The 14,808-nt window shown below is 59.6% G+C and carries 14 protein-coding genes and 1 pseudogene; 10 read left to right on the top strand and 5 right to left on the bottom strand.

The genetic code is table 11. The features are described from left to right. The first annotated feature begins 227 nt into the window (after positions 1 to 227). On the top strand, positions 228 to 1,400 hold the full coding sequence (locus AC1DH9_RS06005) for a pyridoxal phosphate-dependent aminotransferase (RefSeq protein WP_427546617.1): 1,173 nt from the start codon (positions 228 to 230) through the stop codon (positions 1,398 to 1,400). Then, positions 1,400 to 1,907 (top strand): annotated as a pseudogene (locus AC1DH9_RS06000) (DNA/RNA nuclease SfsA). The gene AC1DH9_RS06005 and the pseudogene AC1DH9_RS06000 overlap by 1 nt, the downstream one beginning before the upstream one ends. Here the strand turns inward: AC1DH9_RS06000 and AC1DH9_RS05995 are convergent. Continuing rightward, positions 1,904 to 2,221 carry a Rieske (2Fe-2S) protein gene (locus AC1DH9_RS05995; RefSeq protein ID WP_427546612.1) on the bottom strand — a complete coding sequence of 106 codons (318 nt, stop codon included), beginning with the start codon at positions 2,219 to 2,221 and terminating at the stop codon, positions 1,904 to 1,906. The pseudogene AC1DH9_RS06000 and the gene AC1DH9_RS05995 sit on opposite strands and share 4 nt — an antisense overlap. Positions 2,222 to 2,406: 185 nt before the next feature. Here AC1DH9_RS05995 and AC1DH9_RS05990 point away from each other — a divergent pair, with 185 nt between their 5' ends. The 4 genes from AC1DH9_RS05990 to AC1DH9_RS05975 are packed head-to-tail and all read left to right on the top strand — an operon-like array spanning position 2,407 to position 5,956. Next, positions 2,407 to 3,294 (top strand): heme/hemin ABC transporter substrate-binding protein, encoded by an 888-nt coding sequence (locus AC1DH9_RS05990; protein WP_477807920.1) that lies wholly within the window; start codon positions 2,407 to 2,409, stop codon positions 3,292 to 3,294. A gap of 50 nt (positions 3,295 to 3,344) precedes the next feature. Then, complete coding sequence (locus AC1DH9_RS05985) at positions 3,345 to 4,328, top strand: FecCD family ABC transporter permease (RefSeq protein ID WP_477807923.1); 984 nt, start codon at positions 3,345 to 3,347, stop codon at positions 4,326 to 4,328. Continuing rightward, positions 4,328 to 5,095, top strand: a complete 768-nt coding sequence (locus AC1DH9_RS05980) for a heme ABC transporter ATP-binding protein (protein WP_427546606.1) — start codon at positions 4,328 to 4,330, stop codon at positions 5,093 to 5,095. Before AC1DH9_RS05985 ends, AC1DH9_RS05980 begins: the two co-directional genes overlap by 1 nt. Before the next feature lie 9 nt (positions 5,096 to 5,104). After that, positions 5,105 to 5,956, top strand: a complete 852-nt coding sequence (locus AC1DH9_RS05975) for a ChaN family lipoprotein (RefSeq protein WP_427546603.1) — start codon at positions 5,105 to 5,107, stop codon at positions 5,954 to 5,956. 255 nt (positions 5,957 to 6,211) lie between these two features. Here the strand turns inward: AC1DH9_RS05975 and AC1DH9_RS05970 are convergent, their stop codons facing one another. From AC1DH9_RS05970 to AC1DH9_RS05960, 3 genes are all read right to left on the bottom strand, one after another. Further along, positions 6,212 to 6,484, bottom strand: a complete 273-nt coding sequence (locus AC1DH9_RS05970) for a TfoX/Sxy family protein (RefSeq protein WP_019691679.1) — start codon at positions 6,482 to 6,484, stop codon at positions 6,212 to 6,214. A gap of 224 nt (positions 6,485 to 6,708) precedes the next feature. Beyond that, the gene (locus AC1DH9_RS05965; protein ID WP_054595571.1) at positions 6,709 to 7,053 is read right to left on the bottom strand and encodes a pentapeptide repeat-containing protein; all 345 of its coding nucleotides are present in this window, start codon (positions 7,051 to 7,053) and stop codon (positions 6,709 to 6,711) included. A 91-nt stretch (positions 7,054 to 7,144) separates the two neighbouring features. Then, the gene (locus AC1DH9_RS05960; RefSeq protein ID WP_427546600.1) at positions 7,145 to 8,701 is read right to left on the bottom strand and encodes a bifunctional aminoglycoside phosphotransferase/ATP-binding protein; all 1,557 of its coding nucleotides are present in this window, start codon (positions 8,699 to 8,701) and stop codon (positions 7,145 to 7,147) included. Positions 8,702 to 8,818: 117 nt separating this feature from the next. Here AC1DH9_RS05960 and mrcB point away from each other — a divergent pair, with 117 nt between their 5' ends. Genes mrcB through AC1DH9_RS05945 form a run of 3 tightly spaced genes read left to right on the top strand, consistent with a single transcriptional unit; the run spans position 8,819 to position 12,253 of the window. Further along, positions 8,819 to 11,143 (top strand): penicillin-binding protein 1B, encoded by a 2,325-nt coding sequence (gene mrcB / locus AC1DH9_RS05955; protein ID WP_477807919.1) that lies wholly within the window; start codon positions 8,819 to 8,821, stop codon positions 11,141 to 11,143. 16 nt (positions 11,144 to 11,159) lie between these two features. Beyond that, on the top strand, positions 11,160 to 11,918 hold the full coding sequence (locus AC1DH9_RS05950) for a tetratricopeptide repeat protein (RefSeq protein ID WP_427546594.1): 759 nt from the start codon (positions 11,160 to 11,162) through the stop codon (positions 11,916 to 11,918). Beyond that, a complete protein-coding gene (locus AC1DH9_RS05945; protein ID WP_427546592.1) occupies positions 11,918 to 12,253 on the top strand; it encodes a YqcC family protein in 336 nt (111 codons plus the stop codon). Before AC1DH9_RS05950 ends, AC1DH9_RS05945 begins: the two co-directional genes overlap by 1 nt. 18 nt (positions 12,254 to 12,271) lie before the next feature. Here AC1DH9_RS05945 and AC1DH9_RS05940 read toward each other — a convergent pair whose 3' ends face one another. Further along, positions 12,272 to 12,691 (bottom strand): DUF4124 domain-containing protein, encoded by a 420-nt coding sequence (locus tag AC1DH9_RS05940; RefSeq protein WP_427534201.1) that lies wholly within the window; start codon positions 12,689 to 12,691, stop codon positions 12,272 to 12,274. A 399-nt stretch (positions 12,692 to 13,090) separates the two neighbouring features. Here AC1DH9_RS05940 and AC1DH9_RS05935 point away from each other — a divergent pair. Further along, positions 13,091 to 14,808, top strand: a 1,718-nt coding sequence (locus AC1DH9_RS05935) for an acetolactate synthase 3 large subunit (protein ID WP_477807918.1), incomplete at its 3' end; no start/stop codon positions are given.

The raw sequence follows: 14,808 nt of genomic DNA, 5'->3' as shown, positions 1-14,808 counted from the left end.
GGAGCGCGCTACTCCCGGATGTCGAGGCTGCGGTCCGCAAGGCTTGCAAATGTTTGCAAAGCCTTGTCTGGCGGGTCTGGAGGCCTGATCAGATATTGATTTTAGTCAATCCTGAGCCATATGTATCAGCTCTTTTACGGGTGAACTTCCGGTTGTGACCGCTTTAGGTTCTCGCTCGTTCCCGGGCTTGGGTAGAATCAATTCTTTTCCCCGTTGAAGGAAGGCTAATGGCTCAGCCCTACAGTGCGCGCAGCCGCGCTATCGAACCTTTCCATGTCATGGCATTGCTGGCGCGCGCCAATGAATTGCAAGCGGCCGGGCACGACGTGATTCACCTGGAAATCGGCGAACCGGATTTCACCACCGCCGAGCCGATCATCAAGGCCGGCCAGGCGGCGCTGACGGCGGGGAAAACCCGTTACACCGCGGCTCGCGGCATTCCAGAGCTGCGTGAAGCCATCTCGGGCTTCTATGAGCAACGTTACGGTTTGAACATCGACCCGCAGCGCATCCTGATCACGCCGGGCGGTTCTGGCGCGTTACTGTTGGCCAGCGCTTTGCTGGTCGATCCCGGTAAACACTGGCTGCTGGCTGACCCGGGGTACCCGTGCAACCGGCATTTCCTGCGGCTGGTGGAAGGTGCGGCGCAATTGGTGCCGGTCGGCCCGGACGTGCGCTATCAACTGACACCAGGCCTGGTCGAGCGTTACTGGGACCACGACAGCGTGGGCGCACTGGTCGCTTCACCGGCCAACCCGACCGGGACCATCCTCACTCGCGATGAGCTGGCCGGGCTGTCTGCAGCAATCAAAGAGCGCCACGGCCATCTGGTGGTGGACGAGATTTATCACGGCCTGACCTACGGCACCGACGCCGCCAGTGTGCTTGAAGTCGATGACAGCGCTTTTGTGCTGAACAGTTTCTCCAAGTATTTCGGCATGACCGGCTGGCGCCTTGGTTGGCTGGTCGCCCCGGAGGCTGCGGTCGGCGAGTTGGAAAAACTCGCGCAGAACCTTTACATCAGCGCGCCGAGCATGGCCCAGCACGCAGCACTGGCCTGCTTCGAGCCGGACACCATCAGCATTCTCGAAGAGCGCCGGGCCGAGTTCGGGTGCCGACGTGACTTCCTGTTGCCAGCCTTGCGCGAGTTGGGTTTCGGGATCGCCGTGGAGCCGGAAGGCGCCTTCTATCTGTATGCCGACATCAGTGCCTTTGGCGGTGATGCGTTTGCCTTCTGCCGGCACTTTCTGGAAACCGAACACGTTGCCTTCACCCCGGGCCTGGATTTTGGTCGGTATCAGGCCGGTCATCACGTGCGGTTCGCCTACACCCAGAGCCTGCCGCGTTTGCAGGAGGCGGTTCAGCGGATTGCCCGTGGCCTGCGGAGCTGGCAAGGCTGATGCATTTCAATCCTCCTCTGGAAGAAGGTCGGCTGATTCGTCGCTACAAGCGTTTTCTCGCCGATATCGAAACCGTTGGCGGCGAGTTGCTGACCATTCACTGCCCCAACACCGGATCGATGTTCAATTGCATGGTCGAAGGCGGGCAGGTCTGGTTCAGCCGCTCCAATGATCCGAAACGCAAGTTGCCCGGCACTTGGGAGATCAGTGAAACCCCACAAGGGCGGCTGGCCTGCGTGAACACCGCGCGCGGTGACTCAGCGCGGTGCCAAGCACTTGCGCGAGCTGGCATGCCTGGCGCGGGACGGTATTCGTGCGGTGCAGTTGTATTGCGTCAATCTGACCGGCATTGACTCGGTGCGCCCGGCCGAGGAGATCGATCCGGGTTATGCGGCCGCGTTGCGCGAGGCGAAAGCGGCCGGGGTTGAAGTGTTGGCGTACGGTGTGAGCCTGACCTCGAATGAGGTGCGCGTTGACCGTCGACTGGAGGTGTTGCTCGACGCCTAAAGTTGAACCCAGATGCCCTGGCTGTCTTCGCGGCACGCCAGGGCACTGAGGGACTGCCCGGCACAGGGCCCGGCCACGCATTCACCGCTTTCGATCAGAAACAGTGCGCCATGGGTGGCGCACTGGATCAGGCTGGCGCTGGGGTCGAGAAACTGGTCTGGGTGCCATTCGAGGCCGACGCCGCGATGCGGGCAGCGATTTTCGTACACGTAGACCCGGCTTTCACGGCGTACGGCAAACAACTTCTGGCCGTTGATCTCGAAGCCACGGCTGCTGGCATCGACCAGCTCGGCGCTGGAGCAAAGAAACTTCATGACTATCCTCAAGTGCCAAAGGCTCTGGCCTCTGGCGGTGATGCGTGCGCGCTCACTGGTTAGCAAATGTGTCTGCGCTTGACGTGCAAATGCAAACAATTATCAAATGGGTGTTTCGCCCGTGGTGGCTGCGTAGCTGACGACGCCTTGATCCTGCGGGAAAACTCCACAAAGGAAACCCTGTTATGCGCCTGAGTACCAGCGCTATTGCGCTCTGTGTCGGACTTTTGGTCAACCATGGGGCTCAAGCGACCGAATTGCCGCAACGCTGGGTCAGTGCCGGCKGGGCTTTGTCGGAGTGGGTGAGTGCGTTGGGCGGCGAGTCGAAACTGGTCGGCGTTGACAGCACCAGCCAGCATCCCGAATCGCTCAAGGCCTTGCCGAGTATCGGTTATCAGCGGCAATTATCGGCAGAAGGCATCCTGAGTTTGCGTCCGCAGATTCTCATTGGCACCGAAGAAATGGGCCCACCGCCAGTGTTGTCGCAGATTCGCGGTGCCGGGGTGCAGGTTGAGTTGTTCTCTGCACAACCTGACTTGCCAACCCTGCAAGGCAACTTGCAGCACCTGGGTAAATTGCTCGGTAGCGAGCCGCAGGCCACGGCGTTGTTCCAGAGTTATCAACAGCAACTTGAGCAGCAGAAAGCCTGGGTCAGACAGGCTCAGGCCAAACAAAAAGCGCCGGGCGTGTTGCTGTTGCTGGGGCACGCTGGCGGCAAGCCGTTGATCGCCGGCAAGGACACCGCAGCCGATTGGCTGTTGCAACAGGCGGGTGGGCATAACCTGGCGACCCATACCGGTTACAAGCCTTTTTCCGTTGAGTCCCTCGCGGGCCTGGCGCCAGACGTGCTGGTGTTTGCCGACCGGGCGCTGACCGGTGACGCCGCGCGTACCGCGTTGTTCAAGGAAAACCCGATTCTCGCGTCGACGCCAGCGGCCAAGGCCGGGCGGGTGTTCGAGCTGGACCCGACGCTGTTGGTTGGCGGCTTGGGGCCACGCTTGCCTTTGAGCCTGGTGACGCTGTCCGCCGGGTTCTATCCCGATGAATCGGCCAAGGCAACCATCGCCCCATGAGTACTCTGGTCAAACCCCGTTCGTTGTTCATCGCGCTGAGCCTGCTGTGTTTGCTGGCGATCTGGTTGTCATTGGCCCTGGGGCCGGTCAGTTTGCCGCTGCTCGATACGTTGCGCGCCGCGATGCGGATGATTGGATTACCGATTCCTGCTGAAGGGCTGGAGCAGGCCGAACTGATCCTCGGGCAGATTCGCTTGCCGCGAACCTTGCTCGGCTTGGCGGTGGGCGGGGTGCTGGCGTTGTCGGGCGTGGCGATGCAGGGCTTGTTCCGCAATCCGCTGGCCGATCCGGGGTTGGTCGGTGTTTCCAGTGGTGCCGCGCTGGGTGCGGCGATTGCGATCGTCGGCGGCGCGCTGTTTGGCGGTTTGCCTGAGGCGATCGGCCCTTATCTGTTATCGCTGTGTGCGTTTCTGGGTGGGCTCGGGGTGACGGCACTGGTTTACCGTCTTGGTCGGCGTAATGGCCAGACCAACGTGGCAACCATGTTGCTGGCAGGCATCGCCCTGACGGCGCTGGCCAGTTCGGCGGTGGGTTTGTTCACCTATCTGGCGGACGACGCGASCTTGCGTACGCTGACTTTCTGGAACCTGGGCAGCCTGAATGGCGCCAGCTATGCGCGACTGTGGCCATTGTTGCTGGTGAGCGCCGCGGTAGCACTGTGGTTGCCGCGCCGGGCCAAGGCGTTGAATGCGTTATTGCTCGGTGAGTCCGAGGCCAGTCATTTGGGGATCAACGTCGAAGGGCTCAAGCGCGAGCTGGTGTTCTGCACCGCGCTGGGCGTCGGTGCCGCTGTTGCGGCGGCAGGGATGATCGGTTTTGTCGGGCTGGTGGTGCCGCATCTGGTGCGACTGTTGGCGGGACCCGATCATCGCGTGTTATTGCCGGCCTCAGTACTGGCAGGCGCCAGCCTGTTGTTGTTTGCCGATCTGGTGGCGCGGTTGGCGCTGGCCCCGGCTGAATTGCCGATTGGCATCGTTACGGCGTTTATCGGCGCACCATTCTTTCTATATTTGCTGCTACGAGGTCGCGCCTGATGCTGCGAGTGGAAAACCTGCAGATCTGCCGCGGCAAGAAAATTGTGCTGGCGGATATCGATCTTGAGCTCAAGCCGGGTGAAGTCCTCGGGGTGCTGGGCCCCAATGGCGCAGGCAAAAGCACCTTGCTCGGGGCGTTATGTGGTGAGTTGCACCCTGATCACGGCCGTGTCTGGCTTGATCAGCGCGAGCTAAGCCAATGGGATGGCACACAGCGGGCGCAACGCCTGGCAGTATTGCCCCAGACCTCTACCCTGGATTTTGCGTTCCGCGTCGAGGAGGTGGTCGGCATGGGCCGTTTACCGCATCAAACAGGCCGGGTGCGCGATGACGAGATTGTCGCCGCTGCTTTGCAGGCCGCCGATGTCGGGCATTTGAGTGGCCGCAGCTACCTCGCCCTGTCCGGCGGTGAACGCCAGCGTGTGCATCTGGCGCGGGTGCTGGCGCAGCTTTGGCCGGGGGCGGCCGGGCAAACCTTGCTGCTCGACGAGCCGACGTCGATGCTCGATCCGCTGCATCAGCACACCACCTTGCAGGTGATTCGTGAATTTGCTGATCGCGGTGCGGCGGTGCTGGTGATTCTGCATGACCTGAATCTGGCGGCGCGTTACTGTGATCGTATTCTGCTGCTCGAGGGTGGCCGTCCGCATGCGTTGGACACGCCGCAGCAGGTGCTGCGGCCGGAGCCGCTCAAAGCCGTGTTCGGGCTGGATGTGTTGGTGCAGCCGCACCCGGAGCGCGGGCATCCGCTGATCATCGCCCGTTGAGGTGAGCTCATGCGTGGGATATTGATTCTGGCGCTGTTATTACTGGTGTCATGCCAAAACATGGCACCCAGTGCCGTGGATCAACCGGCGGGTGTGATTCGCGATCTGCATAGCGGTCAGCGCCTGAGCGCACAAGCGCTGGTCGATCGGTTGGCCGGGGCGCCACGGCTGATCGTTGGCGAGCAGCATGACAATCCCGATCACCATCACGCGCAACTGTGGTTATTGCAGGCACTGGCCCAGCGCCGGACTCAGGGCAGCGTGCTGCTGGAAATGCTGACGCCGGATCAGCAGGCGCGTGTCGATGAAATCCATGCGTTGGACACCGCTCGCTGGCCTGCCGATTTGCCGGCGGCGTTGGCTTGGCAATCGGGTTGGGACTGGAATCTGTATGGGCCGATTGTGCGGTATGCCCTGGCTCAGCCCTATCCGTTACTGGCGGCGAATCTGGACTCGACTGACATTCGGCGGATATACAAGCAAGCGCCGGCCGTAAGCGGAACCCGGTCGAATGCGCCAGTGGTCAGGATTGAGCTGCTGGCGCAAATCCGTGAGTCTCATTGCGGGTTGTTACCCGAAAGCCGGATGCCGGCGATGCTGGCAGTTCAGCAACAACGTGATCGGCAAATGGCCGCACAGCTGCTGGCAGCGCCCGCGCCGGCATTGTTGTTTGCCGGCGCTTATCACGCACGGCTGGACATTGGCGTACCGCTGCATGTGCAAGATCTTGGCGAGCATTCGGCGCCCGTGGTGGTGATGCTGGCGGAGAAGGGAGCTGTGGTCTCGTCGGCATCGGCGGATTACGTCTGGTACACGGCCGCCCGACCTGTGCAGGACTATTGCGCGCAGATACGCCAGTAACACGCAGTCAGCGAGTCTCTCGAAGTACTTTTCGACAGGCAAAAAAAGACCCGGCAAGAGCCGGGTCAAATAACCGTGATTAGCCTGATGAGGAGATAATCCGAGAGTCCGAACCAATGGTCTTTCGGAAGATCAGCTGATCTCGCGATCAGTTGTGATAATCATAACGATTCTCATTTGTAAGTCAATCGCTGATTTCTGAATTCTTTGCTCTTTTGCCAAACACTCGTCTGGATTGCCTGTAAAAGCTGGGCTTTAGACCTTGTGACGTGACGAAATGGCTTCAAGTTGTTTATTGAGTGCTTCCTTGCGATCAGCGGGAATATCGTTCCAGTGCACATCCATCAGCGCCCCCTCAATCGCATACAACAACACCTTCGAGGCGCGAAACCCGCGAGTGCGTACCGCCCGATAAGCATCCACCGCGCCCAGGCGGCGCAAGTCCGAGGCGCTGTGGATGCCCACGGCATGCAGCCATTGCGCCGATGTCTTGCCAAGGTTTTTCAGGTGTTGCAGTTCATCATTCATCAAGCCTCCTTGCGACAGCCGAAGAGTGCGTGGGCAAGCCTCACAGGAGTGTAGCGGTCAGTAGGAAAAGCGTGGTTGTTTGGTCAGTTTGAACGCAAAAGCTTCTAAGGCGTTCTACCAGATAGCTCTGGAAAGGGCGGTAGCAGCGGCAGGAAAGGACTTGGGAGATCAGGCATGCAGTCCGGCGCGCAGTGGGGGCACCGGACTTCAGGTGACGGCAGGTGTTAGCGGGTGCGGTAGCGCAGGCGAGTGCCGAAATTCATCGACATGAGAATTTCGTCAGCGCTCAGCTCGGAGGGAAAATAGGCACCGGAGATTTGTGCGTGAGCCAGGCTCGCGCCTTCCAGCGAAGCATCACGAAAATCAATGCCGCGCAGGTCGGCAGAGCGGAAGTAGGCATCGCTGAAATCAATACCTTCAGCGTTCAGCTCGCGCAGGTCGAGGCCACGAAAGTCGCCACCCACCATATCGATAGGCCCGGACTTGGGCCTTTCGCGATTGAAGCCTTCGATGTCATCTTTGTGCAGCAGGGCATACAGCGGGGTGTCGAGAAGTTTCGGCTGGCTCATAAGGTGTCACCTGTTGGTTTTATGACGCCAGTATAGTGCCACTATTTTGAGTACGTGAAGCCGGTTAGGGCTTCACGCCTGAAATAGTTTCTTACAGTCCCGGAAGACGCTGACGAATCTGCGCGACCACGGTGTCGAGGGTTCCGCTTTCATTGGTCTGAACGCGTTTGCTGCAGAGAATCTCTGCTGGGGTCAGCGGCTCGCGATTGGCTTGTTGAGCCGCGATAACAGCCAGAGTGGCGTCGGACGGATCGTTTTTGTCTGCCTGACGCTGTGCGAGCCAGCTCTCGATCACGGCTTGTGGCGCATTGCAATCAAGGATCAGGAATGGCGCACCGGTCGCTTCGGCGATTTTTGCCGCGCTGTCGCGTTGTTCACGCTTGAGGTAAGTCGCGTCGATGACCACCGGGAAACCGGCGCGCAAAATCACGCCAGCGATTTCATGCAGGCGGGAATAGGTGGCAGCACTGGCGTCGGCGCTGTAGATACCGGCTTGCAGGTCGTTCGGTACGTGCTGTTCGCCGAACAGGCGCTTGCGTTCGACATCGGAACGCAGGCGAATCGCGCCCAGTGCTTCTACCAGACGCATGGCTACGTGGCTTTTACCGACGGCGGAAACACCATGGGTGATCGCCATGAAGCGCGAAGGAATGGTGCTGTAACTTTCCGCCAGGTTGGCGTAGTTGCGGTACTGGCGCAGGGTGGTAGCACGCTGCACCGGATCGGCCTCGGCGGGCATGCTGAACAGGGCGACCTTGGCGCGAACCAGTGCGCGGTAGGCTTTATAGAAGTTCAGCAGCTCAAGGCCCTGATAGTCGCCGGTCAGCTCCAGGTATTGGCTTATGAAGCGGCGAGCCAGGCTTTTCAGGCCACGGTCTTCAAGGTCCATCGCCAGGAAACCGGTGTCGGCATAGACGTCGGTGAAGCGGAACGGCTCGTTGAATTCGATGCAGTCGAAAATCACCACGTTGCCGTCGATCACAGTGACGTTGCCCAAATGGATATCACCGTGGCATTCGCGGATGAAACCTTCGGCCTTACGTTGTACCAACAGTGGTTTCAGGCGTTCGAAACTGCTTTCGGCCCAGGCTTGCAGGGCGTCGAGTTGCAGCAGGTCGGCTTTTTCGCTGAGGAACGGGCGGATTTGTTCGAAGTTCTGCCGCACCGGTGCCATGACGCTTTCAGGCGTGCCGGCTTCATGAGCTGCCGGAACCTTCGGGGTGCTCAGGTGGAACCGGGCGATCTGCCTGGCCATCTCGTCGATGTGCGCAGTCGTCAGTTCGCCATTGGCCTGCAGGTTGCTGAGCAACTGGCTTTGCGGGAACTGGCGCATTTTCAGCGCGTAATCGAGCACTGGACCGGTGCCGCCCAATTGCGGCGCTTCAACACTGCCGGTGATCGGCAACACTTCAAGGTACAAATCGTTGGTCAGACGCTGGTTCAGACGCAGTTCTTCGGCGCAGAAATGTTCGCGTGACTCGAGACTGGTGAAGTCGAGGAAGCCGAAATTGACCGGCTTCTTCACTTTATAAGCATAGGGGCCAGTGAGCAGCACCCAGGAGATGTGCGTCTCGATGACCTGGAATCCCTCCACAGGATGCGGGTAGAGGGCCGGATTTTGCAGGGCAGCGATCAGGGACTGGCTCACAGGTGATCCTTCAGGGTCTGGAAAAATTCAAGGGCAACATTATGGCGGCAAGCCGGGCTAACGCAAACCTCGTCGGGCTCATGTTGATCAGGAATAAAGTGCGTATAATCCGCCGCCATGACTCGTACCCGATCCCCTCGTTCCCCTAAAAAACCTCCTTCTAGCGGCCTGCGCCCCTGGTTAGGCTGGGCGCTGAAGCTCAGYCTGGTCGGCCTYGTGGTGCTRGCMGGSTTCGCGGTTTACCTCGAYGCCGTGGTCCAGGAGAARTTCWMCGGCAAGCGCTGGACCATTCCGGCCAAGGTTTATGCGCGCCCGCTCGAGCTGTTCGTCGGACAAAAGCTGAGCAAGGAAGACTTTCTCGTCGAACTCGATGCCTTGGGGTATCGCCGCGAAAGCGTGGCCAATGGACCGGGCGCGGCATCGGTCAACGGCAATACCGTCGATTTGAACACCCGTGGTTTCCAGTTCTATGAGGGGCTGGAGCAGGCTCAACCGGTACGTGTGCGTTTCTCGGGCGATTACGTCGCCGAGCTGTCGTCGACCAACGGTTCAAAACTGTCGGTGGTGCGCCTCGAGCCGCTGTTGATCGGTGGCCTTTACCCGAAAAACCTCGAAGACCGCATCCTGATCAAGATCGACCAGGTGCCGCCGTATCTGCTCGATACGCTGGTGGCGGTGGAAGACCGCGACTTCTACCACCACTTCGGTGTGTCGCCGAAGTCGATCATGCGGGCTGTTTGGGTCAACACATCGGCCGGGCAAATGCGCCAGGGCGGTAGTACGTTGACGCAGCAACTGGTCAAGAACTTCTACCTGACCAACGAGCGCAGCCTGAGCCGTAAGCTGACCGAAGCGATGATGGCGATGCTGCTTGAGTTGCACTACAAAAAGCCGGACATTCTTGAGGCTTACCTCAATGAAGTGTTCATCGGTCAGGACGGTCAGCGCGCCGTGCACGGTTTTGGTCTGGCCAGCCAGTTCTTCTTCAGCCAGCCGCTATCCGAACTCAAGTTGCATCAAGTCGCGTTGCTGGTGGGCATGGTCAAAGGGCCGTCCTACTACAACCCGCGTCGCTATCCGGAACGCGCGCTTGAGCGACGCAATCTGGTGCTCGATCTGCTGGAACAGCAAGGTGTCGCTACTGCCGAGCAAGTCGCCGCAGCGAAGAATATGCCGCTGGGCGTGACCAAGCGCGGCAGCCTCGCCGACAGTTCGTTCCCGGGCTTCCTCGATCTGGTCAAGCGTCAACTGCGCGAAGACTACCGCGAAGAAGACTTGACCGAAGAAGGTCTGCGGATCTTCACCAGTTTCGACCCGATCCTGCAGATGAAAGCCGAAGCCTCGGTTAACGATACCTTCAAGCGCCTTGCCGGCCGCAAAGGTTCGGATGACGTTGAAGCGGCGATGGTCGTGACCAACCCTGAAACCGGTGAAGTCCAGGCGATGATCGGTAGTCGTCAGGCCAGCTTTGCCGGCTTCAACCGCGCGCTGGATGCCGTACGGCCAATCGGTTCCCTGATCAAGCCGGCGGTGTACCTGACCGCGCTTGAAAAACCGAGTCAGTACACCTTGACCAGTTGGCTGTCCGATGAGTCTTTCTCGGTCAAAGGCGCAGATGGTCAGGTCTGGAAACCGCAGAACTATGATCGTCGCTCCCACGGTACGGTTTTCCTCTACCAGGGGCTGGCGCATTCCTACAACCTGTCGACGGCGCGTCTGGGGCTGGAAGTCGGTGTACCGAACGTCCTGAAAACCCTTGGGCGTCTGGGCATCACTCGCGAGTTTCCGGCCTTCCCGTCGATGCTGTTGGGGGCGGGTGGCATGACGCCGATAGAAGTCGCAACCATGTACCAGACTCTGGCCAACGGTGGTTTCAACACGCCGATGCGCGGGATTCGCAGCGTACTGACCGCCGAAGGTCAGCCGCTCAAGCGTTATCCGTTCCAGATTCAGCAGCGTTTCGATCCGGCGTCCATCTACCTGATCCAGAGCGCCATGCAGCGCGTGATGCGTGAAGGTACCGGCAGCTCGGTTTACAACGTTCTGCCCAAGACACTGACGCTGGCGGGTAAAACCGGTACCAGTAACGACTCGCGAGACAGCTGGTTCGCGGGTTTCAGCCAGGATCTGCTGGCAGTGGTCTGGCTGGGGCGCGATGACAACGGCAAGACGCCGTTCACCGGTGCCACGGGTGCATTGCAGGTCTGGACCAGTTTCATGCGCAAGGCCGACCCGTTGCCGCTGGATATGCCGCAGCCGGATAATATCGTTCAGGCCTGGGTCGATTCGCGTACCGGGCAGGGTTCTGAAGCCAGCTGCCCAGGCGCAGTGCAGATGCCGTATATTCGCGGCAGCGAACCGCCTCCTGGCGCTGCGTGCGGTGGTTCAGGCCCCTCGCCAGGCGAATCGGTGATGGATTGGGTCAAGGGCTGGATGAATTAAGCAAAGAGGGATTCAAGTGAACAAGTGGTTTATTCCAGCGGTTACGGTGACAGCCCTGGCTTTGCTCAGCGGTTGCTCCAATGTGCAGCACGGCTCGATTCCAGTGGTCGACTCCGGTACGGCCGTGTCCAACAGTGAGCGGATCTCTGCCAATGGCGGTTTCCGCAAAAGCACCGTGAAACGTCCGGCACAAGCCCAGACTCAGGCGATCCCGCAGGGTGACACTGGCGTGGTGGTAATGATCCCGGGCGGTGGCGCGACGACGTCGACGCCAATCAGCACGCAGCCGATCAGTCCTGGCCCGATCAGCTCCGGTCCGATTACTCCGGGGACGTATGACAGCGGACCGATGCAGTCGGCACCAATCAATCAGGGTAACTACAGCATGCCATCGACGCCGAGCGGGATTCCTCCCGCGAGCAGCGCCGGCGGTTTGTCTGCCGACGAGCAGCTTGACGGTCCGGTGCTGGCCTTGCTGACCACTGCGCAGCAGCAACAGGCGAGCGGCGATCTCAATGGTGCGTCCTCCAGCCTTGAGCGTGCCCAGCGGGTTGCTCCGCGTGAGCCGCAAGTGCTTTATCGTCTGGCGCAGGTGCGCTTGGCCCAAGGTGATGCAGCTCAGGCCGAGCAGTTCGCTCGCCGTGGTTTGACGTTTGCCAATGGGCGTCCGGATTTGCAGGCGAGCCTGTGGGAATTGATCGCCCAGGCGCGTGAGAAACAGGGCGACTCCGCAGGCGCGGCGCAGGCTCGTCAAAAGGCCAAGGTTTCGCTCTGATGGATGTCCGTTTTCCGAAGATCGCTGAACAGCTGCTGCTGATCGAGCGCGAGTTGCGTCTTCAGGGCTGGTGGGACGAGGTTCCACCAAGCGCTGAAGCGCTGGCCAGTGTCGAACCATTTTCCGTCGATACGCTGGATTTCGAGCAGTGGCTGCAATGGATCTTCCTGCCACGCATGAAGACCATCCTCGAGAACAACCTGCCGCTGCCGAATGCCTCGGGCATTCAGGAAATGGCCGAGATGGTCTTTGCTTCGCGTAATGTCCAGGGCAGGGATCAGCAGTTGCAAGCCTTGCTCAAAGAGTTCGATCAGCTCATCACGACCTCCCGCTAAGCCGGAAACTGCCAGCGTCTACTGGCAGTTATCCTGGATCTGTTTTTGTGTTTCGGTGATGCGTTCCTGACGCTGTTGGTCTGTCAGGCGACGCATCTCACCGTCGACTTCCTCGCGTAACCTCGGATTGTTCTGCAGTTGAGCCAGGTTCGTTCGTGCCTGTTCGCAGAACGTCTTGAGCTGGGCTTGCCTCTCGGCGACCTGCTTTTTCACTGTGTTATCGATGGCCTGTTGGTCGCCTATCGCGCTGCTGCGCGGTGGTGTGATCGGTTTGCCTGCGGGCAGGGCGGGTTTCACTACGGTGGCTTCCTGGCCTTGAGGCGGCTGTGCATCAAAATGGGTAACGCCCTGGCCATCGATCCACTTGTAGATCGGACTGGCCATGCACAAAGGGCTCAGGCCAATCAGCAGACTGGCCGTGAAGATCAACGTTCGCATGCCGTTTCCTTGTCGTGGGTTGCGCAATTGAAGCTAACACACCTGCTATTTATAGGTTTTTTCTTGCGTTCTCATGCGCTTAGTTCGAATAAAGCACATTGACGGCTTGACTTGCAGAGGGCGAAACAGAAGAATCCAAAGTCCGCTGTAGAGGGACTGCCAGAAGCAGGCCCGCTCGGCAGATCATGAGGCGCACATCCGCGCCGACCTGTTACACCCGCAACGCGTTACCTCGCGCTGGGTGGGAAAGCCCCGCAACACTTGGGACGATCCCAATACTTGCTCAGTCAGTGCTGACGTAGTCGGCGACCACCGTCGCTCATGCTCTGCCGAGAAGTAAACCTATTAAGACCCGTCCCCTTATGTGGGCGGTATTCTGGCGTTTTAGAGGTGAACAACGTGGAGCTTTTATCTGGCGGTGAGATGCTCGTCCGCTTTTTGCGTGACGAAGGCGTCAAATATATCTACGGGTACCCGGGCGGTGCTCTCCTTCATGTATACGATGCCCTGTTCAAAGAGCCGGAAGTGACCCACATCCTGGTTCGTCACGAACAGGCTGCGACCCATATGGCTGACGGCTATGCTCGTGCTACCGGTAAAGCCGGTGTAGTACTGGTGACCTCCGGCCCGGGCGCAACCAACGCCATCACCGGTATTGCCACGGCCTACATGGACTCCATTCCGATGGTGATCATTTCCGGCCAGGTGCCTAGCACCATGGTAGGCACCGATGCGTTCCAGGAAACCGACATGATCGGTATCTCCCGGCCGATCGTGAAACACAGTTTCATGATCAAGCACGCGTCGGAAATCCCGGAAGTCATGAAGAAAGCGTTCTACCTGGCGCAATCCGGTCGTCCCGGTCCTGTCGTTGTCGATATCCCGAAAGACATGACCAACCCGGCCGAAAAATTCGAATACGTCTTCCCGAAAAAAGCCAAGCTGCGTTCCTACAGCCCGGCGGTTCGTGGTCACTCCGGGCAAATCCGCAAGGCAGCAGAAATGCTTCTGGCGGCCAAGCGTCCCGTGCTGTATTCGGGCGGTGGCGTGATCCTGGGCGGTGGCTCCGCGCCGCTGACCGAGCTGGCGCAAATGCTCAACCTGCCAGTGACCAACACCCTGATGGGCCTGGGCGCCTACCCTGGCACCGACCGTCAGTTCATCGGCATGCTGGGCATGCACGGTAGCTACACCGCCAACCTGGCCATGCACCATGCTGACGTGATTCTTGCTGTCGGCGCGCGTTTCGATGACCGCGTGATCAACGGCCCGGCCAAGTTCTGTCCGAACGCCAAGATCATTCACATCGACATCGATCCGGCTTCGATTTCCAAGACCATCAAGGCAGACGTGCCTATCGTTGGCCCGGTTGAGAGCGTCCTGACCGAAATGGTCGCGATCCTCAAGGAAATCGGCGAGACCCCGAACAAGGAGTCTGTTGCCAGCTGGTGGAAGCAAGTTGACGAGTGGCGTGGTGATCGTGGCCTGTTCCCGTATGAAAAGGGCGACGGTAGCGTTATCAAGCCGCAAACCGTGATCGAAACCCTCTGCGAAGTGACCAAGGGCGATGCCTTTGTGACCTCCGACGTGGGCCAGCACCAAATGTTCGCGGCGCAGTACTACAAGTTCAATAAGCCGAACCGCTGGATCAACTCCGGTGGCCTGGGCACCATGGGCTTCGGTTTCCCGGCGGCTATGGGCATCAAGTTGAGCTTCCCGGATGCCGACGTCGTCTGCGTGACGGGCGAGGGCAGTATCCAGATGAACATTCAGGAACTGTCCACCTGTCTGCAATACGGTTTGCCGGTAAAAATCGTCATCCTGAACAACGGTGTTCTGGGTATGGTTCGCCAGTGGCAGGACATGAGTTACGGCAGCCGTCACTCGCACTCCTACATGGAATCGCTGCCTGACTTCGTCAAGCTGGCAGAGGCCTATGGTCACGTCGGCGTGCGCATCACCGACTCGAAGGATTTGAAGTCGAAGATGGAGGAAGCGTTCGCCATGAAAGATCGCTTGGTGGTGCTCGATATTTCGGTCGACACCAGCGAGCACGTCTATCCGATGCAGATCAAAGACGGCTCCATGCGCGATATGTGGCTGAGCAAGACGGAGCG

It is taken from the genome of Pseudomonas sp. 05T35 (assembly GCF_056396605.1).
The sequence above is the reverse complement of the archived record's forward strand: the minus strand, read 5'-3'. Positions and strand labels throughout refer to the sequence as shown.

Excerpts from the sequence above, each read along its gene's own strand:
- AC1DH9_RS06005 (WP_427546617.1), top strand. The coding sequence starts at position 228 with ATGGCTCAGCCCTACAGTGCGCGCAGCCGCGCTATCGAACCTTTCCAT.
- AC1DH9_RS05995 (WP_427546612.1), bottom strand. The coding sequence starts at position 2,221 with ATGAAGTTTCTTTGCTCCAGCGCCGAGCTGGTCGATGCCAGCAGCCGT.
- AC1DH9_RS05980 (WP_427546606.1), top strand. The coding sequence starts at position 4,328 with ATGCTGCGAGTGGAAAACCTGCAGATCTGCCGCGGCAAGAAAATTGTG.
- AC1DH9_RS05975 (WP_427546603.1), top strand. The coding sequence starts at position 5,105 with ATGCGTGGGATATTGATTCTGGCGCTGTTATTACTGGTGTCATGCCAA.
- AC1DH9_RS05970 (WP_019691679.1), bottom strand. The coding sequence starts at position 6,484 with ATGAATGATGAACTGCAACACCTGAAAAACCTTGGCAAGACATCGGCG.
- AC1DH9_RS05965 (WP_054595571.1), bottom strand. The coding sequence starts at position 7,053 with ATGAGCCAGCCGAAACTTCTCGACACCCCGCTGTATGCCCTGCTGCAC.
- AC1DH9_RS05945 (WP_427546592.1), top strand. The coding sequence starts at position 11,918 with ATGGATGTCCGTTTTCCGAAGATCGCTGAACAGCTGCTGCTGATCGAG.
- AC1DH9_RS05940 (WP_427534201.1), bottom strand. The coding sequence starts at position 12,691 with ATGCGAACGTTGATCTTCACGGCCAGTCTGCTGATTGGCCTGAGCCCT.